Origin of the sequence: Cyanobium sp. BA5m-21 (assembly GCF_024346235.1) — a bacterium.
GTDB classification, from domain to species: domain Bacteria; phylum Cyanobacteriota; class Cyanobacteriia; order PCC-6307; family Cyanobiaceae; genus Cyanobium_A; species Cyanobium_A usitatum.
The window spans coordinates 1-17472 of record NZ_JAGQCO010000045.1; the positions used below are offsets into that span (position 1 = coordinate 1).

Here is a 17472-nt window from a genome sequence, read left to right on the forward strand (position 1 = left end):
TACTATCCTGGTGTCCATGGCGCAGTGGAACCACTCCGATCCATCTCGAACTCGGCTGTGAAACGCTGCAGCGGCAACGATATTTGGGGGGCAGCCCCCTGAGAAAATAGCTCGATGCCAGGTAAAACATTCATCCAAATAAATTGCCCCATCTTCTTGAAAGAGGATGGGGCGGTTTACTCAAAAGCCACCCGAAGGGGTGGCTTTTTTGTTGGTTAAGCTTCTTGGTGGGGCTTGGTGATTAAATGACTTTCAGGAACGATGCACGTGGACGTGTTTCCAGGTGCCATCGATTCTCTGCCAAACACGCGTCTCGCAGCAGCTAGAAGTAACCGCTGCTCCGTCGACCATCTTCTGGGTGAGACGGGTGTAGCTCAATACGGCAGCGTCGGGGCTGATCCAGCGAATGTGTGGTCTTGCCATGCTCACCTGTATGGGAGCGGAAGGGCTGCTTGTCGCTGCTGCTGGTAGGTCGAAATAGAATTGATGGAAGGAAAGACCCTCTGCGAGGATTCCATTGGTCTCCGCTTCGAAACAGGTGAGGTCCAAGCTGCAATGGCTCGAATAGGTGAGCCAATCACCGCTTACTACACTTTCAAGCAGGTTTTGGTTGAGGCAGATCAACTGCTGCTCGTTTGTCTGCGGTGTCCCGGCTTTGGCATCAATTTCCTTATCGCCTTGGTTCATGGGTTTAGCTCCAGGTCTTGGAATGAGCTGATCCTCTCAAATCGACTCACCGCTTGTGCCTGATTGCCTGGGCGGATGCTTAGCAGCACCTGCATGCCGCTCGCAGCCGCCGACTCGCATTCGGCCAGGGTGTCGCTTATGAACAATATTTGGTGGCTGGCAACATCAAGCGACTCGGCAATCTTTCTGTAGCTGCTTTGATCACGCTTGCTGCCCACGCGGGTGTCAAACCAGTCCCCAAACATCTCCCTGAGATCTCCACCACTGCTGTATCTGTAAATCAGCTGTTGGGCTCCAACTGATCCAGACGAATAGACAGCCAATTGAAGTCCTGCTGCATGCCACTGCCGCAGAGCGCCTGGTACATCTTCAAAAAGCGGACCCTGAAGTTTGCCGATCTGATAGCCAATTTCCCAGATCATCCCCTGCAGCTCTTTCAGTGGCGCGAGCTTGCGATCCATCTTGATCAGCCAACGCAGGTACTTCAAAACACAGTCCCTCCCCTCTGATTGGCCCTGCTGCCGCATTGACTGAGCTTCGGGGTCTGGATCTTCCGCCCAGGCTTTTTCTACTTCTTCTAGCAACTCTTGAACCTGCGGGTCCTTGTGTTGTTCGTTCAAAAAGCTGCCGAGATGTTCAGCCGCATAGGGGAAAAGGGTGTCTGAAACAAAGCTCACCGGACAGGTAGTGCCCTCAATGTCAAGCAACACATTGCTCACGCCATGCCGTTGCACAACTGCCCTGCCGTGCTGCCTGCCGCTTAGCCCCTGAAGCAATAGTTGGCGCCAGTGTTGCTCCAGCAGAAACTCCAGAATCTCGAGATGTCTTCGAGCTGTTGTCAGATCTTTGCCCCAGGCATAGAGGCCATGCCCCGCTATCAGTAGCCCATAGGGCGCTGCCGCGAGGTGCGGTTCCGCGTTGCTGCGCAGTCGTTCCAGATCCTGATCGTTACCCAGCACTGGAATTGAGACGCTGGTGGCATGGGTGGCGACACCTTCAAGTCCTTTAAGCATCTCCAGGTCTTGCAGCACAAGGAAGGCAGCCCCTGCTTTGGTGGGTGCGTAGTGCTGGGACAGCAGGGTGCCGGCTTGGGAATGGGTGTGCAGCACCGCACCGGCTCCACAGGTCTCCACAAGGGCTAGGTGCAGGGCGGTTTCGGCGCTGGCCCGCCCGGTGCCTTTCAGCACCGCCCCAGCAGCATCGACCACGATCAGCTGCTCTGGGGCAACGCTGCCCTTATCCACCCCACTAGGAGCCATCAGCAGCTCCAGCGGCTGCCACCGCAGAACGCAGCTGAAGTTCCCTCCCGTGCCATCGCACCAACCGCGGCGATGAATTGCGGCCATCGTCGCGCTGAGCTGTTGCGCTAACTCGGCAGTTTGTGATGCGGCGGTTTCCACGCAAGCTTGCGGTTGGTTCAATGCTGGCAGCTCGGGCACCAGTGGCTGCTCCGCCCGCCGAGTTTCTCGCGTTGAATGGGGGTGTGGCAGCGGCGGCAGGGTTCGCCACCACGCCTGTAGACCCAGGCCACGCCACCGTAATTGCCGTTGTTGCCCTTGAGGTCGCGGAAGTCACTGAAGGTTGTGCCGCCGGCGCCGATGCTGGTTTCAAGCACCTCCACTAGCGCCTGTCGCAGGCGCTCCAGCTGCGAGACGCCAAGGCTGCCGCTGGTGGTGGCAGGTCGAATACCTGCAGCAAACAGGGACTCATCGGCGTAGATGTTGCCCACCCCCGCCACAAGCGCCTGATCCAGTAGGGCATTTTTGATTGGCCGCTTCGAGCCCCGCAGCCGCTCGGCCAGGTAGGCCGCGTTGAAGGCTGGGCTGAACGGTTCGGGGCCCAGTCGCCCCAGGCCCGTGATTACCGAGTCCAACGGTGCGCCGGGAGGTACCCACCACATCTGGCCGAAGCTGCGGGTGTCTACGAACCGCAGCTCCTGATTGCTGGCAGCAAACAGTTGCACGCGGGTGTGGGAGCAGGCCGGTTTCGGGGTTTCCAGCCAAAGGAATTGGCCGGTCATGCGCAAATGCACGCCCCAGCTGCCAGCCTCCTCCCCCCCTCGACTGAGCTGGCTCATCAGATATTTGCCACGTCGAGACCAGGTGCCAACTCGGCACCCGCACAAAGCCGCAGCGAATGCAGCGGGGTTGACCGGGCTGGCTATGGCCCTAGCCCGGTGTACCTCAACCCTGCTGATCTCAAAGCCTTGGGTCTGCTGCTCGAGACCCCGCCGTACGGTTTCAACTTCAGGTAATTCTGGCATTGCCTTAGGCGCTTGCCCAGCAAAATGCCCGCGCAACCAAAAGTTGTACGGGCTTTAGAGAGGCCAGGAGATGGTCCTGGAACTTTGATCCCAAGAGGCTGATGCGGTTCAGGCCTTTTGGAGTTCGCTCTCGGCGAAGTTGTTGGTGTTGATGCCGCCTTCAGAGCCGCTGTAGCCGTTGTAGTTCACCTTCTCAAAGCGAACCACCACGGGGTAGCGGATGCCGGAAGTGTCGATCGAAGCGACGGTGCCGACTTCGTTGAACCAGTAAGACTCGGGGCGCTTGATGCGCACCTTGTCGCCGCGGGAGATTGCCATCGCTGCGCTTTAGATCGGGTGGCTGCCAGAGCGAAGATACCCGCGCAGGAGGTGGGCTTCACCAAGGGCGTCACGATTCGTCGCCCTTGGTGAGACGTTGGCTGCCCATGGCACCATCGACAGCACAGCAGCCCGTCCTTTCCCATGGCCATGGACCCGATGGAGGTCCCGGCGCCGCCGGTGCTCAACCTCGAGCTGCCCGACCCCGAAAGCGACACCATCAGCACGATGGAATTTCTGGCCAGGCTTGAAGAAGCCTGGGCCGTGTGCGACCGCTTTGACCTGCAGACCGAAATCTGGCGCGGGCGGATTTTGGCGGCGGTGCGGGACCGGGAGAAGCGCGGCGGCGAAGGGCGAGGCACGGGCTTCCTGCAGTGGCTGCGGGAGCGGGAAATCAGCAAGACCCGTGCTTACACCTTGATCCAGCTGGCTGAGTCGGCTGAGAGCTTGGTGGGTGGCGGCCTGCTTGAGGAAACCAGCGTCAACAACTTTTCGAAGCGGGCCTTTCTGGAGACTGCCCAGGCCGACCCGGAGGTGCAGCAGATGATCAGCGAGGCGGCCAATGAGGGTCAGCAGATCACCCGCAAGCAAGTGCGCCGTCTTAGTGATGAGTTCACAGCCGCCACCAGCCCCCTTTTGCCCGAGGAGATCCGCCAGCGCACAGCTGACAATCTCCTGCCACCGCGGGCTGTGGCTCCACTGGTGAAGGAGCTGGCCAAGTTGCCAGAAGACCAGCAGGAGGACCTGCGCAAGGTGTTGCGTGAGGAGCCGGAGCTGGAGCGAGTCAAGGAGGTGACCTGCACGGCCCGTTGGTTGAGCAAGGCGGCGGAGGCAGCTCTGGCGGTGCGGGCTTTTCAGCAGGGGGAGCTGGATTTCGAGAAGGCGCTGCAGGAGGCTCAACGACTCGATGCCCTGGGCTTGCTGGCCGATGCGGTGGGCCAGGCCCAGGCCCTTGAGAGTGCCGTGCTGAAGCTGCACACCAGCTGGCGGCGGCTCGGGGGCCTGCAGGAGCGCCTCTGGGTGGAGAGCGGCAGCAGCACGCCCCACCTGCGCGAACTGCTCACTGCCTTGCAGTCGCTCAGCGGCAGCACCCTGCGGGTGTCCCTGGGGGAGTTGGCGGGGGGCAAGCGGGTGCGCTTGCAACTAGTGGAGGAGTCACCGGAGCAGCTACCGCCACCACCCCTGCCATGACCGGCCCCTAGCACCGCATCTGGTGGTCGCTATGGTCAGTGAGCACTACGGGTAGGGCCCAATTGCCTTCTGGCCCCGCTGATCCCCTGGCGCTGGCCCTGGAGCGCCATTTTGGCTGGTCCGATTTCCGTCCCGGTCAGCGGCCGGTGGTGGAGGCCCTGCTGGCCGGCCAGGACTGCCTGGCCGTGCTGCCCACCGGCGGTGGCAAGTCGCTTTGCTATCAGCTGCCCGCCTTGGTGCGTGGTGGGCTGGTGCTGGTGATTTCACCCCTGGTTGCCCTGATGCAGGACCAGGTGAGCCAGTTGCAACGCCGAGGCATCCCTGCCGCCTGCCTGCATGGCGGCCTGGCCTTGCCGGAGCGGCGCCAGCTGCTGCAGCGGCTGCGCGATCACAGGCTGCGGCTGCTTTATCTGGCCCCGGAGCGGCTGCAGGGGGAAGCCACCCGCCAGCTGCTCGACGACGTTCTGGAGAGCGGCCAGCTGGTGGCGCTTGCGGTGGACGAGGCCCACTGCATCAGCGCCTGGGGCCATGATTTCCGCCCCGATTACCGCCGCCTAGGCCAATTGCGGGCTCAGTGCCCCGGGGTGCCCCTAGTGGCGCTCAGCGCCACCGCAGCCCCCCAGGTGCGCGCCGACATCATTCGCCTGCTGCAGCTGCGGCGACCGCTGATCCAGGTGCGTTCGGCCCGCCGCACCAACCTGGTGTATGGCATGCAGGTGCGCCCGCCCGATCCCCTGCCCTTGGTGCTGGCGGAGCTGGGGGCATCCCGGGGCGCCGTGCTGATCTATGCGCGCACCCGCCGCTCGGTGGAGCAATGGGCGGCTCGCTTGACAGGGGTCGGGGTGGAGGCGATCGCCTATCACGCCGGCATGGACCCCGAAAGCCGCCAGCTGGCCCTGGAGCATTTCCAGCTGCAGCCGCGGCCGGTGCTGGTGGCCACCGTGGCCTTCGGCATGGGAGTGGACCGATCGGATGTGGGACTAGTGCTGCACCTGGACCTGCCGGCCAGTCCGGAGGGTTATCTGCAGGAATCGGGCCGGGCCGGCCGGGATGGGGAACTGGCGCGCTGTCTGGTGCTCTACGACTCGGCTGATCGCACCAGCTTGGGCTGGGCAATTCGGGGCGTGGGGGCCCAGCGCCAGCAGGACCAGCAACGGCTGGAGCTGGCCCAGCAACAATTGCGGCGGATGGAAGCGGTGGCGGAGGGCGAGGGTTGCCGGGAGCAGGCGCTGCTGCTGGCCGTAGGGGAACTGGCGGCCGCCTGCGGCCGTTGCGATAACTGCCGTAGTCCCCGTGAAAGTCGGGATTGGTCTGTTGAGGCGCACCAGGCGCTGGAGGTGCTGGAGCTTCGTCCCGGCCGCGATCTACGCAACCTGGCTGAGGAGCTCGCATCCGCCGTGTCGGTTGAGCAGCGACAGCAGCAAGAAGCGAGCTGGGGGTGGCTGCTGCGGCGGCTGGCCCAGGAGGAATTGCTCAGCGAAAGCGATGACGGCGCCCAGCGTCTCTATCTGCGCGCCTCGGGCCGGCGCTACGTGCGCCAGCCCTGGCCACTTCACTGGGCTGCCTGACTGGGCAGCCTGATTGGTGGTGCTTGGCTAGCCGGTTGGATTAGCTGGCCCGGGCTTTGCAGATATCGCTGATTAGCTGCTCCTCAAAGTCGCTCTGGGGTGCATCCCAGCTTTTCCATTGGCCTGATTGGCTGGTGGCATTGAGCTTGCGGGCTCCGCAGTTGACTGCCAAATAAACGGGCTTGCCATCGCTATTAAGGGTTGGGGCTACAAAACTGCCCCCCATGGGCTGCCAGTTGGCCCAGTCCACCTGCAGCGGGCCGTAGCTGCGCCAGTCGGGACCCTGAGGCTTGCTGCTGCTGGGCTTGCTGCCAGTGCTCGGCCGGCTGGCGGGGGAGGTGGTTGCGGTAGTCGAAGTGGTTGAGGCTTTGGCGATCGGCGTGGCAACGACTGGGGAGGGCTTCGGAGTGGGTTGGATTTTCGGTTGGACCGCCGCTTGTACGACTGGTTGTACTGCGGGTTGTACAGCCCTCTCAGCAGCCTTTTGCACTGGCTGTTGAACAGCTTGTTGAACAGGTTGTTGTATGGCCTGTTGTATGGGCTGCTGAACGGAGGGTGTGGGCCGGGGAGTGGGTTTGGGTGCTGGCGTTTTCACGGCCACTGGCGTTGCCACTGCAGTTGCAGTTGCCACCGGCTTGGGATTGGGTTTGGTCTGCGGTTTGGCTTGGGCGGCGGCGGGCTTTGGAGTGGCTGGCTTTGGAGTGGCCTTCACCGGAGGCGGGGCCTGCAGTTTCAGGCGGGCGCCGGACATCACCAGATCGGGGTCATCGATTTTGTTGATGGCAACCAGCCGCTCAACCGGCAGCCCATAGCTGTCGGCGATGGTGGAGAGACTCTCACCGCTGCGCACCACGTGTTCCTTGGCGTTGCGCGGGGCCGCTGTGCTGCGGGGGGCGGCCGATGAGGACGGACGCCCAGGGATGGCCAGGCGTGTTCCCGCCACCACCAGATTTGGATTGCTGATCCCGTTTAACTGAATCAGGCGCTCAGTGCTCGTGCCAAAGCGATCGGCGATTTCTGAGATGGTTTCACCACTTTTCACCGTGTAAGGGGCGGTGGGCAGCTCGCGGGGAGAGGCGGCGGCAGTTGCCCGGCGAGATCCAGGTAGCACCAGCTTTTGGCCTGCTACCACCATGTCGGGGTTGGTGATGCCGTTGGCCTGCATCAACTGGTTGAGGCTGATCCCCTGGCGATCGGCGATGTCGGAGAGGGTATCTCCGGGCTGGACGGTGACACTGGCGCCCCTGGAGCTCCCAGCGCCAGCGGCGCTACTGCCTGGGAGCCGCAAGCTCTGGCCCGCCACCACCAGGTTGGGGTTGGTGATGCCATTGGCCTGCATCAGTCGGGTGAGGCTGACGCCGTGGCGGTCGGCAATTTCCGAGAGGGTTTCGCCTGGCTTTACCACCACGTTTGCCAGGGCTGCCGCAGGGGCCAGACCCGGGAAGGGCAACACCATCGCTAGGGCCAGGGCGGCAAGTGAGCGACGCATCGGCACCACGTGTAGGTACGGGAACGTTAAGGGCGTTGCCTCGTCCCATCCAGTCCCCGGATTGCTTTCGGCGCATCAAAGCTTCTGATCGCCCTGCCTTCGCCCCCCCCATCGCCGTGCACCAGTTAGCCCAGCAGCCGCTTAACCAGGGCCAACTTGCCCGCATAGGGGGGGTAGCGGAAGGGCAGATCCAGCCAGAAGGGGCGCCTCAGCACCGTGCGCCGGTGCGAAAAGGTTAGAAAGCCAGCCTCGCCGTGGTAGCTGCCCATGCCGCTTTCGCCGACGCCGCCTAAGGGCAGGGCCGCCGCACCCGCCTGCATCACTACATCGTTGAAGCAGACGCCACCCGAGCTGGTGGTGTCCAGGGTGCGCTGCTGGGCGGCTCGATCGTGGCTAAACAAATAGAGAGCAAGGGGCTTGGGCCTTGCCCTCACCTCGGCCAGGGCCGCTTCCAGGTTGGCTACTGCCAGCACGGGCAGGATTGGGCCAAATAGCTCCTCCTGCATCAGCGGATCGTCGCCGGATTCGATTGCTACCAAGGTGGGTTCGATGCGCCGGCGGCTGGGATCGCTGCGCCCCCCCGCCAGCACCTGGCCGCGGCTGCGGGCCCCCGCCAGCAGGGCCTCCAGCCGCTGGAACTGGACTTCATTGACGATGCAGCCCATGTCCTCGCTGGCGAGGGGATCGCTGCCATAGAAGCGTTGCCATTCGGCGGTGATAGCTGCCACTAGCGCTTCCCGCACGGCTGGTTGCACCAGCAGGTGGTCGGGAGCGATGCAGGTTTGACCAGCATTGAGACCCTTGCCCCAGGCCAGGCGCTTGGCGCTGGTGGCGATGTCGGCATCGGCAAGCACGATCGCCGGACTCTTGCCGCCCAGCTCCAGGGTCACGGGGGTGAGATGGCGGGCGGCGGCGGCCATCACCAGCCGGCCCACCCGGCCGCCGCCAGTGAAAAAGATGTGGTCAAACTGCTGCTCCAGCAACTCGGCTGCCACGGCCCCATCGCCGGTGACCACCTGCACCACCTCGGCTGGAAAGGCCAGGGGTAGGCAGCGGGCCAGGAGTGCGGAGATGTGGGGAGCATGTTCTGAGGGCTTGAGCACGGCCGTGTTGCCCGCCGCCAGGGCGCTCACCAGGGGGTGCAGGCAGAGATGGAATGGGTAGTTCCAGGGGCCGATGATCAACACGCAGCCCAGAGGTTCGGTTTGCACCCAGGCCTGGCCGGGCCGCAGGGCCAGATCCAGCCCAATCGGCCGCGGTGCCATCCAGCGCTTCAGCTGACGCCGGGTGAGGGTCAGCTCCTGACGCACCGCTATCAGCTCAAAGGTGGCCTCGAGGGGCGGTTTGCCTAGGTCGGCCGCCAAGGCTTCGAGCACTGCCGCCTCCTGATCGCGCAGCAGGCCTTCCAGGCGATCTAGCTGCTCCAGCCGCCAGGCCAGGCTGCGGGTGAGCCCCGTGCTGACGGCTGCTCGCATCGCCGCAATCGGCGTGGCCAGGAGCGGTGTGGCGCTTGGGGCGGAGGTCAAGGGGCAGGCCGCGTTTCAGCCCAAGCTGGCAAATTGGATGACACTTCGGCTGCTTAGAGCCAGGCCAGCTCAGATAATTGCGCGTACTCCCGCAGGTAAACGGCGCGGATTTGGCTGATCAAGGCCTGCATGGCCGGCTGCTCCAAATGCTCCCGGCGCAGCACCACCGCATCGAGGTTGGTGCCGCTGCAGCTGGGCTGGATTGGGTAACGCACCAGACCAATGGCTATCCGATCGAAGAAGGCAAAGGGTTTGCGGCTGTCCTCCCAGCCCGGCGGCAGGGTATCGAGGCCGTTGACCACGGCCAGATCCAGCACCCGCTCGTGCACCAGCTCCAGGGCGCGGTCGCCGATCGATAGGAGAGCCTGGACATTCCGGGGGGTGCCCTGCCACTGCAGCTGCAGCTGGCCCCGGCCGAGGCGCAGCAGCTGGGAGGCTTGCCGCAGGGAGCCCAAAACGGCGTGGTTGGCGTGGGCCCGGTAGTGGCCGTTGGTTTTGCGGAAATCCAGTCCGAGCTGATCGCTGACGCGGCGGTGCAGGCGCGAAACGGAGCTTTGGTCGCAGTTGGTCAGGGCCGCCACAACTGAAGTGCTGGCAGTGATCTCCAGCAGATCCAGAACTGGCAATCCGTTTAGCAGGACGTCGCGCATTCTTCTGCTGCGCAGAGCAGTGACCTTATGGATTTGTGCACGCCCACCGATCGACTCCTACCCCCTATTGGGTAGCCTCCTGCCCCCTATTGGGTAATAGGCAGGGCCGGAGCGGCGGGAAAAATCAGTCGCACTTCGGCCCCGCCCAGGGTGGAGCGGCCAATGGCCAGGGAGCCGCGATGGTTTTCCATGGTGGTCTGCACCACAAACAAGCCAAGGCCACTGCCATTGGCCTTGCTCGTTCCCAGGGGTGCCAGGGCCGTTTGCGGTGCCTGGAACCCCGGGCCGTTGTCGGCCACGCTGAGCACAACGGTGTCGCCTTCGCTTTGCAGCCGCACCGCAATGGTGGCGGGGGTGGCTGCAGTAAGGGCTGCTGTCTTCAGCGCTTCAAGGGCATTGCGCAGCAGGTTTACCACTGCGATCTGGATCTGGGCCGCATCCCCCAGCACCGCCAGGCTGGTTTCGAGGCCCTCGCGCTGCACCGTGATGCCTGCGGCCTTGAGGCTCGGGCCTGCGTAGAGCAGGGCGCTGCGGGCCACGTTGGCCAGGTTGAGTCGCCGCTGGTGGGTCTGCACGTTGCGCAGCAGGCTGCGCATCTTTTCAATCGTCGTTACGACCTCATCGGCGTTGCTGGCGATCGCCTGGAGATGCTCGTTCAGGTTGGTGGACAGGGGAGCTTCTTGCTGGTCCAGCAGCAATTTGCTGTTTAGTAGCAGGGTGCTGAGGGGCAGGTTGATTTCGTGGGCCACGGCTGCGGCCTGCAGGCTGCTTTTGAGCTTGTCTTCCAGCACCAACACGGTCTGGGCGTCCTTGAGTCGCTCCCGCTCGATGGCTTCAGCGAGTTGTCGCCGGGCCTGGGTTAACCGCTCTACCAGGGCTCCGAACGCCTGGGAAACGGCCTCAATTTCTCTGGCGCTGCCCTTGGGCAGCCCTGCTTCAAATACAAGATTTGCGTCCCCCTGGCCCACCTGCTCGGAGGCGCTCTGGCAGCGCCGGCGCAGCAGCTCTAGCGGCGCCAGCAGCCAGTCGCTCACCCGGATCGTCACCACCACCGCGGTGGCTACCGCCCCCAGGATCAGCAGCAGGGCGATCAGGGCATGGCGCTGACTGGCCTGCACGATCTGATCTGAGCGCAGGGCTGTGATCAGCAGCCAGTCGAGCTTCTCCGCCTGGCCCCAGGAATGGAGGCCTACCAGGTAGGTGTTGCCCCTGTATTGCACGGTCTGGGTGCTGGCTAGGGAGCTGGGGGCAGCGAGGCCACCCAGCTTCTGCAGGCGGCGGTTGGTGGCCTGCACCAGGGGATCGGGCAGTTGGTCCAGCCGCACGCGTTTGGTTGTGGAGCCCGTGCCTGTGCTGGTCAGGCCAGGCCGGGAGCTGGCCACGACCATGCCGTTTCGTTCCACAATCAGGGCGAAACTATTTCTGTCTTTCCAGACTTCCTCAAGCCAGGTGTTGAGCTCGCTGAGTACGAAGTCGACGCCGATGACGCCGAGCAGTTGGCGCCCAGGGCCGTAGAGGGGTTGATTAAAGGCAATCGCCAGCACCTCGGGCTTGTCTTCCCACTGGTAGATCGAGCTCCAGGTGGGCTGGCCGGCCTTCACCGTTTCCACGTACCAGGCCTCCTCGTGGCTGTCGGTCATGCCAGGAATTGACTCCAGCAGGGCGCCCCGTTGTCCCTTTGCTCCCATGGCGTAGACGCCCATCTTGCCCTTGCCGAGGGGGCTGGCGAACGCGTCTTCGTTGATCACAAAGGCGCCGCTGTCGAGCCTTTCCACCCCGAGGAATTCCCCTCGAACGCTGCCGTAGTTGATGTAGCCCACGGGGAAGAGCTGCATCTGACTCCAGAAGCGCTGCGCCATGGCGTCGAAGTCGTTTAACGAGAGCTGGCCCTGCTGGATGGCTAGCACGTTGAGGCTGTTGATCAGCTGCGGTGCCGCCAGGCGGCCCGAGAGCTGCTCCGAAAGGTCGGTGATGGCGTCTTGCTGGCGGTAGGCCTCGGCCAGGCCAAAGCCACCGCGTTGGCCGCTGAAATAGGCCAAGCCGCCCACCGCCCCACTCACCAGCAGCAGCTGCAAACTCGTCGCCCAGACGATTCGGTTGCGCAGTCCCCTACCCCTCATGGCACCGGGCCCAGATCCAGGGCTGCCCGGCGCACCAACTCAGCTCCGCTGCAGTTAAGGCGGCGAGCAATGGCCTTGCGGTGGGTTTCCACCGTGGCAACTGCCAGCCCGGTGGCGTGGGCGATCGCCTTATTGCTGAGGCCCTGGCCAATCAGGCTGAAGATCTGCCGCTGGCGTGGGGTGAGCGCCGCCACTGGCCCGTTTGGTTCGGCGTCCTGGGGCGTCTCCTGCAGCAGGGCGGCCTCGATCATATTGCGCAGGGTTTCGTAGGTGGAGGTTTTATCCACCACCCCCACCAGCATCGCTTCGAGCTCTTCCGGGCACACAAAGCTGCTGGCCTGGGCCGAGAGCACCAGCGCCTTCGCCTCGGGTCGGAGCAGCCGCAAGAAGCGGGCCACCCCCAGGCCATCGCCATCGGGCAGGGCCAGATCGAGGATCAGGGCATCTGGGCGGAGTTTGCGACAGGCTTCAAAGCCGGCATGGCAATTTGTGGCGGAACCCACCACCTCCAACCCAGGCAGCCCCTGCAGCATTTTGTAAAGCAGCTGCAGGAACATGACCTGGTCTTCCACGATCAGGCAGCGGAGGGTCACCCAGGTGAAGCCGATGGTCCAATCTTGCTTGAGGAGCGGTGCCAGCCCCTCTTTTTGTAAGCCCTTGACGAGATTTGAACTCGTGACCTCTCCCTTACCAAGGGAGTGCTCTACCACTGAGCTACAAGGGCATGTGGAAGGTGGGCCGGGTTGGATTTGAACCAACGTAGGCAGAGCCAGCGGATTTACAGTCCGCCCCCATTAACCACTCGGGCACCGACCCGAACCACACCCGAAGAACTTACCAGCCGACCTTCTCCATGCAGCTGCTCGCTCTCCACGGTCCCAATCTCAACCTGCTGGGTACCCGCGAGCCGGGTGTTTATGGCAGTAAGACCCTTGATCAGGTCAACTCTGAGCTGGAGAGTCGCGCCCAGGCCCTGGGGGCGACGATCAGCTGCTTTCAGAGCAACCATGAAGGCGCCCTTATGGATCGCATCCACGAGGGCCGCGGCAGCGTGGATGGCATTTTGATCAATGCCGGCGCTTACACCCACAGCTCAATTGCCCTGCGCGATGCCCTGCTGGGGGTGGCGATTCCCTTCGTGGAATTGCACTTGAGCAACACCCACGCCCGCGAGCCATTTCGGCACCATTCCACCCTGGCCGATAAGGCTGTGGGCGTGATCTGTGGCTTTGGGCCGCTCAGCTACACCCTGGCCCTGGAGGGCCTGGTGGCTCACCTGCGAGCCCAGCCTTGATGGCCCGGGTGAAGTGGCTGGCAGCCCCCACCAGCCCCGCCTGGCTGGAGCAGGCGATTGCCCAGCCAGAGCTGCTGTTGATTGACCACGCCCACTGCGAGCGCAAGGCTGCTGGCGTAGCCCTGCAGCTGATGTTCCGTTATCCAAGCGAGGTTGGCTTGGCGGCCGCCCTTAGCCCTCTGGCACGTGAGGAGTTGGAGCACTTCGAGCAGGTGCTGCAGCTGCTGCAACGGCGCGGCGCAGCCCTGCGCCCCTTGCCGGCCCCGGCCTACGGCTCGGCCCTCACGGCCCAGGTGCGCAAGGGCGAACCTCAGCGCATGCTCGATTCTTTTTTGGTGGCTGGCTTGATTGAGGCCCGCAGCCATGAGCGCATGGCCCTGCTGGCGGCCCATAGCACCGATGCCGAGCTGCGGGCGCTGTATGGAGAGCTGCTGGCCAGCGAAGCGCGCCATTTCGGCCTCTACTGGGTGCTCTGCGAAGTGCGCTATGGCCGCCAGGCCACTGTGGAGCGGCTGGAGGAGCTGGCGGCGGCGGAAGTCGCTGCCCTCACAGGCGATCTCGCCTCCGCAGACCAGGTGCGCATGCACTCGGTGGGGATTGATTTGGTGAGCTGACTTCGGCAGACAGCACCGCCCATCTGAATTACAAAAGGCTTATGAGCCATCCAGCGGTGGGCCGCCAGCGGTTGCCACGCCACATCCAGCACGAACATCGAGATGGCAATCCGGCGGCCTTTCGCTGGAGTGTGCTGCTCAACAGCGGCCTCTCCGCTTTGCAGCTGGCCATTGGCATCGGCTTTGGCTCTTTGGCCCTGATCGGCGATGCCCTGCACAACCTCGGCGATGTGGCGGGGTTGCTGCTGGGCTGGGGGGCTGAGCGCCTCAGCGCCCTGCCCGCCAACAGGCAATTCACCTACGGATTTGGCCGCAGCACCCAGCTGGCTTCGATGATCAACGCGGCCTTGATCTTGATGGCATCCGCCGTTGTGATCGTTGAGGGCGTGCAAAGACTGGCCAAGCCGGTGGAGCTAACCCCTGGCCCGGTGGCGGTGGCAGCCCTGTTGGGCATCGCGGTGAACCTGGGCTCGGCCTTTTTGTTTGGCCACAACCACACCCACGATCTCAACCGCCGAGCTGCGGTGGTGCACTTGCTCACCGATGCGGCGGTGAGTGCTGCGGTGCTGGTCAGCGCCCTGTTGATTCAGTTCACCGGCATCCACTGGCTTGATCCCTTCACCGGTATTGGCGTGGGTTTGGCCGTGGCCTGGACCGGCTGGACCCTGCTGCGTCAGTCGGTGCTGGTGAGCCTCGACGGGATCCCGCCAGGCATCGATCGAGACGCGGTGGAACGCACCTTGGCCGAGCTGCCAGGGGTGGCGGCGGTGCATCACATTCATATTTGGGGCATGAGCACCTCCCAAACGGCCCTGACGGCGCACCTCCTGCGCGATCCCCAGCAGGTGGACGACATGGCCCTGCTGCATAGAGCAAAAGCTGAGTTGGCCCAGCTGGGCATCGATCATTCGACCCTGCAGTTAGAGCCTGACCATCTTCATTAAGTACGGAGCTTTAGCTCAGCTGTCTATGAACCGGTCGCGGATGGTGTTGACCTCCCTGAGATGGCACTTCAGGGCCTGAACGCATTCGCTATCTAGCTTGCCAATGTCATGCAATGGCGCAAATAAATAAAGGTGCTCAATATATTCATCGATTAAGTCGTGGCGAGGGGCCAGCTCCCTGGCGATTAGGCGGGAGTAGTGAGCCGTGCGCTCAAGGTGATTGCCGGTTTCAAAGTCGCGAAGGTTGGCAAATTCGCGAGCAACCTGAGTCGATGTAGTGATCGAGCGAGCTAAATTTAATTCGTTTGAGATTGTCAGGCTGACAAGGGTGTTATAAACCTCAAGGCTGCGCTGAACTTTGGGTTCGTAGAGAGCGCAGGCGATGCGATCTACATCAGGAACCTGCTCCCACAATTGCTTGTGCAGCTGGCGCAGCCTGAAATTGAGGTCATCGCCAACTTGACGGATCAGGCTGGCAGCTTCATTGTTTCTCTCGGGCTCAGTAGGGGCGAGATGGCTGGCGGGGAATGTCATTTCGAGAGAAAAACCTATCTTTTTCTTCTCAGCTCTAATACAATTTTTAAGCGCCTAATTCGTCGAGGCGGGGGTAGTGGTCGGCGATTTGGTCGCCGGTAAATTCGGCCACCCAGCCTGCGGGGTTGTCGAAGAAGCGCAGGGCGCAGAAATGGGGTTCTGGACCCATGTCAAACCAGTGCTTCGTGCCAGCGGGTACGGAAATCCAGTCGCCCGCTTCACAGAGCAGCTGCAGCACCACATCGTCAATGTGCAGGCAGAAAAGGCCACGGCCCTCCACGAAAAAGCGCACCTCGTCTTCGCTGTGGGTGTGCTCGGCCAGAAACTTTTGGCGCAGGGCCTGGCGGTCGGGATGGTTTGGTGTGAGGCGAATCGCATCCACCGTGGGGTAAGAACCGCCGGTCTGCACTCGAGCGATTTCGGTGGCGTAGACGGCCAGAATCGCAGCCGGATCGGCATCCGGGGCCAAACCGCCCTGGACTTGCCAGCGTTCAAAGCCAATGCCCATTGGCGCCAGGGTGGCAGCGATTGCGGCCGGATCACTGCTGCTGAGGTTTGGCGAGGCTGATGCGGCTGGGCCGGTGCCAAATACCTGCAGAAGAGTCATCGGGCTAGATCACGGGCTCCTCCCAGCCTAGAAAGGCTGCAGCAGCAGGCCACTCGTGTTTTCGGCAAAATTTCCGGAAGCCCTGGCGCCGGTGGCAGGCCTCACCGTGGTAGGCGTTGGCCCCGGTGATCCCCAGCTGCTTACCGTGGCGGCGGTGCGGGCAATTGGGGCCGCGGCGGTGGTCGCCTACCCGGTGGCCCGGCTCGAGGCGGAGGGAATGGCGGCCCAGATCGCCGCCTCCTGGATGGGCCCCGAGCAACGGCGCCTACCGCTGCTGTTTCCGATGGTGAGCGAGGCGGAGCCGCGCCGCCAGGCCTGGCATGCCGCCGCCGCTGCCCTGGCCGCAGAAGTGGCTGCTGGCCAGGCAGTGGTGTTGTTGTGCGAGGGGGATGCCTCCCTCTATGCCAGCGCCTCCTACGCCCTATTGGCCCTGGCGGAGCGCCATCCCAGCTGTCCGGTGGCGGTGATCCCCGGCATTACGGCGGTGGCCGCCGCCGCCGCCGCTGCCTCCTCCCAGGGGTTGCCCTGGCCGCTGGCCCTGCAGCAGGACGCCCTGCTGATTCGCCCCACCCCCGACGATCCCGCCCAGCTCGAGGCGCTGCTGGCTGAGGCGGCGGCATCGGCCACGGTGCTGGCCCTGCTCAAGCTCGGCCACCGCTGGGCCTGGGTGCGGCCCCTGCTGGCGCAGCGCAACCTTCTGGCAGGGGCCTTGTTTGCCCAGCGGGTGGGCTGGCCCGACCAGCTACTGGCGCCCGCGGCCGAGGTGCCCGCCGATGAACAGCCCTACTTTTCTCTACTGCTTATTCGTCAGAGCTGGCCAGAGGTGCTGCCCTGAACAGCGGCCTCCGCTCGCTGCAGCAGCTCCAGGGCTGCGCCGGGGGTGGGCGCCCGCATCAGGGCATGGCGCAGTTGGGGGGCGCCGGTGAAGCCCTGGCAGGTCCAGCCCATGTGCTTGCGGGCAATCAGCAGGCCTTGGTCGCCCTTGGCCGCCACCAGGGCCTGCAGCTGCTCCGCCGCCAGGGCGAGGCGCTCGAGGGCGCCGGGGGTGGCTGGGATGGGCCTGCCGCTGAGCTCCGCATCGATCTGGCCCACTAGCCAGGGGGAGCCCATGCTGCCCCGGCCCACCATCACCCCGTCGGCGCCTGTCTGAGCCAGGCAGCGCCTGGCAGCGGCCGGACTATCCACATCACCATTGGCGATCACCGGGATCGTCAGCGCCGCCTTCACCGCAGCGATGGCGGCCCAGTCGGCCTGACCCTTGAAGCCCTGTTCGCGGCTGCGGCCGTGCAGGGTGAGCAGCTGGGCACCGGCATTTTCGAGCCGCTGGCACCAGCTCACCGCATCGCTGCCATCGCACCAGCCCAGCCGCGTTTTCACCGTCACCGGGAGAGCTACGGCCGCGGCCACGCTTGCCACCAGGCGGGCCGCCAGCTCGGGATCGCGGATCAGGCCGCTGCCGCCGCCCTTTTTGGCGATCTTCTTCACCGGGCAGCCCATATTGATGTCGATCAGAAAGGCACCTGCGGCCTCAGCCCGCTTGGCCGCCTCGACCATGGCGGCGGGCCGGTAATCAAACAGCTGCACACCGATCGGGCCGGCCTCGCTGCCCAGCTCCTCCACCTTCTGCAGCCCGAAGCCCAGCTCCAGGCTGGTGGCGTTCACCATCT

Annotated in this window: 18 protein-coding genes, 2 tRNA genes and 1 rRNA gene; 7 read left to right on the forward strand and 14 right to left on the reverse strand. The window is 63.9% G+C overall.

The features are described 5' to 3' along the window. The first annotated feature begins 6 nt into the window (after positions 1-6). Positions 7-123, forward strand: a 5S ribosomal RNA gene (rrf, locus tag KBY72_RS11665). A gap of 129 nt (positions 124-252) precedes the next feature. Here the strand turns inward: rrf and KBY72_RS11670 are convergent. The 4 genes from KBY72_RS11670 to KBY72_RS11690 form a co-directional block, all read right to left on the reverse strand. Then, positions 253-687, reverse strand: a complete 435-nt coding sequence (locus KBY72_RS11670; RefSeq protein WP_254993648.1) for a DUF4440 domain-containing protein — start codon at positions 685-687, stop codon at positions 253-255. Next, a complete protein-coding gene (mtnC, locus tag KBY72_RS14455) occupies positions 684-2126 on the reverse strand; it encodes an acireductone synthase (protein WP_315859551.1) in 1443 nt (480 codons plus the stop codon). Before mtnC ends, KBY72_RS11670 begins: the two co-directional genes overlap by 4 nt. Then, positions 2105-2950, reverse strand: a complete 846-nt coding sequence (locus KBY72_RS11685; protein ID WP_254993649.1) for a DNA-formamidopyrimidine glycosylase — start codon at positions 2948-2950, stop codon at positions 2105-2107. Before KBY72_RS11685 ends, mtnC begins: the two co-directional genes overlap by 22 nt. A gap of 108 nt (positions 2951-3058) precedes the next feature. Next, a complete protein-coding gene (locus KBY72_RS11690) occupies positions 3059-3268 on the reverse strand; it encodes a photosystem I reaction center subunit IV (protein ID WP_106502000.1) in 210 nt (69 codons plus the stop codon). A 150-nt stretch (positions 3269-3418) separates the two neighbouring features. Between KBY72_RS11690 and KBY72_RS11695 the strand changes: the two genes are divergently transcribed. Then, positions 3419-4459 carry a hypothetical protein gene (locus KBY72_RS11695; protein ID WP_254942585.1) on the forward strand — a complete coding sequence of 347 codons (1041 nt, stop codon included), beginning with the start codon at positions 3419-3421 and terminating at the stop codon, positions 4457-4459. Positions 4460-4521: 62 nt separating this feature from the next. Then, positions 4522-6027: a RecQ family ATP-dependent DNA helicase gene (locus KBY72_RS11700; RefSeq protein WP_106502001.1), complete on the forward strand. Its 1506-nt coding sequence runs from the start codon at positions 4522-4524 to the stop codon at positions 6025-6027. Positions 6028-6067: 40 nt separating this feature from the next. Here the strand turns inward: KBY72_RS11700 and KBY72_RS11705 are convergent, their stop codons facing one another. From KBY72_RS11705 to KBY72_RS11735, 7 genes are all read right to left on the reverse strand, one after another. Next, positions 6068-7516, reverse strand: coding sequence for a LysM peptidoglycan-binding domain-containing protein (locus KBY72_RS11705; protein WP_254962223.1), 1449 nt, complete (start codon positions 7514-7516; stop codon positions 6068-6070). 125 nt (positions 7517-7641) lie between these two features. Next, positions 7642-8991, reverse strand: a complete 1350-nt coding sequence (locus tag KBY72_RS11710) for an aldehyde dehydrogenase family protein (protein WP_254993665.1) — start codon at positions 8989-8991, stop codon at positions 7642-7644. A gap of 104 nt (positions 8992-9095) precedes the next feature. Continuing rightward, the gene (locus KBY72_RS11715) at positions 9096-9692 is read right to left on the reverse strand and encodes a hypothetical protein (RefSeq protein WP_254993651.1); all 597 of its coding nucleotides are present in this window, start codon (positions 9690-9692) and stop codon (positions 9096-9098) included. Positions 9693-9778: 86 nt separating this feature from the next. After that, positions 9779-11812 (reverse strand): ATP-binding protein, encoded by a 2034-nt coding sequence (locus tag KBY72_RS11720; RefSeq protein WP_254993653.1) that lies wholly within the window; start codon positions 11810-11812, stop codon positions 9779-9781. After that, positions 11809-12405, reverse strand: a complete 597-nt coding sequence (locus tag KBY72_RS11725; RefSeq protein WP_254993655.1) for a response regulator — start codon at positions 12403-12405, stop codon at positions 11809-11811. The genes KBY72_RS11720 and KBY72_RS11725 overlap by 4 nt, the downstream gene beginning before the upstream one ends. Before the next feature lie 59 nt (positions 12406-12464). Continuing rightward, a tRNA-Thr gene (locus tag KBY72_RS11730) sits at positions 12465-12536 on the reverse strand. Positions 12537-12546: 10 nt separating this feature from the next. Next, positions 12547-12628 (reverse strand) — tRNA-Tyr (locus tag KBY72_RS11735). Positions 12629-12665: 37 nt separating this feature from the next. Here KBY72_RS11735 and aroQ point away from each other — a divergent pair. Genes aroQ through KBY72_RS11750 form a run of 3 tightly spaced genes read left to right on the forward strand, consistent with a single transcriptional unit; the run spans position 12666 to position 14664 of the window. After that, the gene (gene aroQ, locus KBY72_RS11740) at positions 12666-13106 is read left to right on the forward strand and encodes a type II 3-dehydroquinate dehydratase (protein WP_254993656.1); all 441 of its coding nucleotides are present in this window, start codon (positions 12666-12668) and stop codon (positions 13104-13106) included. Continuing rightward, entirely contained in the window at positions 13106-13720 is a 615-nt protein-coding gene (locus tag KBY72_RS11745; RefSeq protein WP_254929964.1) for a tRNA-(ms[2]io[6]A)-hydroxylase, read from the forward strand. Before aroQ ends, KBY72_RS11745 begins: the two co-directional genes overlap by 1 nt. A gap of 41 nt (positions 13721-13761) precedes the next feature. Continuing rightward, positions 13762-14664: a cation diffusion facilitator family transporter gene (locus KBY72_RS11750; RefSeq protein WP_254993658.1), complete on the forward strand. Its 903-nt coding sequence runs from the start codon at positions 13762-13764 to the stop codon at positions 14662-14664. Between the two features lie 15 nt (positions 14665-14679). Here KBY72_RS11750 and KBY72_RS11755 read toward each other — a convergent pair whose 3' ends face one another. Both KBY72_RS11755 and KBY72_RS11760 read right to left on the reverse strand, forming a co-directional pair. Further along, positions 14680-15198 carry a hypothetical protein gene (locus KBY72_RS11755; protein ID WP_254993659.1) on the reverse strand — a complete coding sequence of 173 codons (519 nt, stop codon included), beginning with the start codon at positions 15196-15198 and terminating at the stop codon, positions 14680-14682. Positions 15199-15244: 46 nt separating this feature from the next. Further along, positions 15245-15805, reverse strand: a complete 561-nt coding sequence (locus KBY72_RS11760; protein ID WP_254993661.1) for a 1,2-dihydroxy-3-keto-5-methylthiopentene dioxygenase — start codon at positions 15803-15805, stop codon at positions 15245-15247. 55 nt (positions 15806-15860) lie between these two features. Between KBY72_RS11760 and cobI the strand changes: the two genes are divergently transcribed. Further along, positions 15861-16640, forward strand: coding sequence for a precorrin-2 C(20)-methyltransferase (cobI, locus tag KBY72_RS11765; RefSeq protein ID WP_254993662.1), 780 nt, complete (start codon positions 15861-15863; stop codon positions 16638-16640). Here the strand turns inward: cobI and KBY72_RS11770 are convergent. Beyond that, on the reverse strand, positions 16613-17472 hold an 860-nt coding region (locus tag KBY72_RS11770; protein WP_254993663.1), incomplete at its 5' end, for a tRNA dihydrouridine synthase. The two genes, cobI and KBY72_RS11770, sit on opposite strands and share 28 nt — an antisense overlap.

Excerpts from the sequence above, each read along its gene's own strand:
- KBY72_RS11670 (WP_254993648.1), bottom strand. The coding sequence starts at position 687 with ATGAACCAAGGCGATAAGGAAATTGATGCCAAAGCCGGGACACCGCAG.
- KBY72_RS11755 (WP_254993659.1), bottom strand. The coding sequence starts at position 15,198 with ATGACATTCCCCGCCAGCCATCTCGCCCCTACTGAGCCCGAGAGAAAC.
- KBY72_RS11715 (WP_254993651.1), bottom strand. The coding sequence starts at position 9,692 with ATGCGCGACGTCCTGCTAAACGGATTGCCAGTTCTGGATCTGCTGGAG.
- KBY72_RS11705 (WP_254962223.1), bottom strand. The coding sequence starts at position 7,516 with ATGCGTCGCTCACTTGCCGCCCTGGCCCTAGCGATGGTGTTGCCCTTC.
- KBY72_RS11720 (WP_254993653.1), bottom strand. The coding sequence starts at position 11,812 with ATGAGGGGTAGGGGACTGCGCAACCGAATCGTCTGGGCGACGAGTTTG.
- KBY72_RS11695 (WP_254942585.1), top strand. The coding sequence starts at position 3,419 with ATGGACCCGATGGAGGTCCCGGCGCCGCCGGTGCTCAACCTCGAGCTG.
- KBY72_RS11750 (WP_254993658.1), top strand. The coding sequence starts at position 13,762 with ATGAGCCATCCAGCGGTGGGCCGCCAGCGGTTGCCACGCCACATCCAG.
- KBY72_RS11690 (WP_106502000.1), bottom strand. The coding sequence starts at position 3,268 with ATGGCAATCTCCCGCGGCGACAAGGTGCGCATCAAGCGCCCCGAGTCT.
- KBY72_RS11710 (WP_254993665.1), bottom strand. The coding sequence starts at position 8,991 with ATGCGAGCAGCCGTCAGCACGGGGCTCACCCGCAGCCTGGCCTGGCGG.
- KBY72_RS11745 (WP_254929964.1), top strand. The coding sequence starts at position 13,106 with ATGGCCCGGGTGAAGTGGCTGGCAGCCCCCACCAGCCCCGCCTGGCTG.
- KBY72_RS11685 (WP_254993649.1), bottom strand. The coding sequence starts at position 2,950 with ATGCCAGAATTACCTGAAGTTGAAACCGTACGGCGGGGTCTCGAGCAG.
- KBY72_RS11760 (WP_254993661.1), bottom strand. The coding sequence starts at position 15,805 with ATGACTCTTCTGCAGGTATTTGGCACCGGCCCAGCCGCATCAGCCTCG.
- aroQ (WP_254993656.1), top strand. The coding sequence starts at position 12,666 with ATGCAGCTGCTCGCTCTCCACGGTCCCAATCTCAACCTGCTGGGTACC.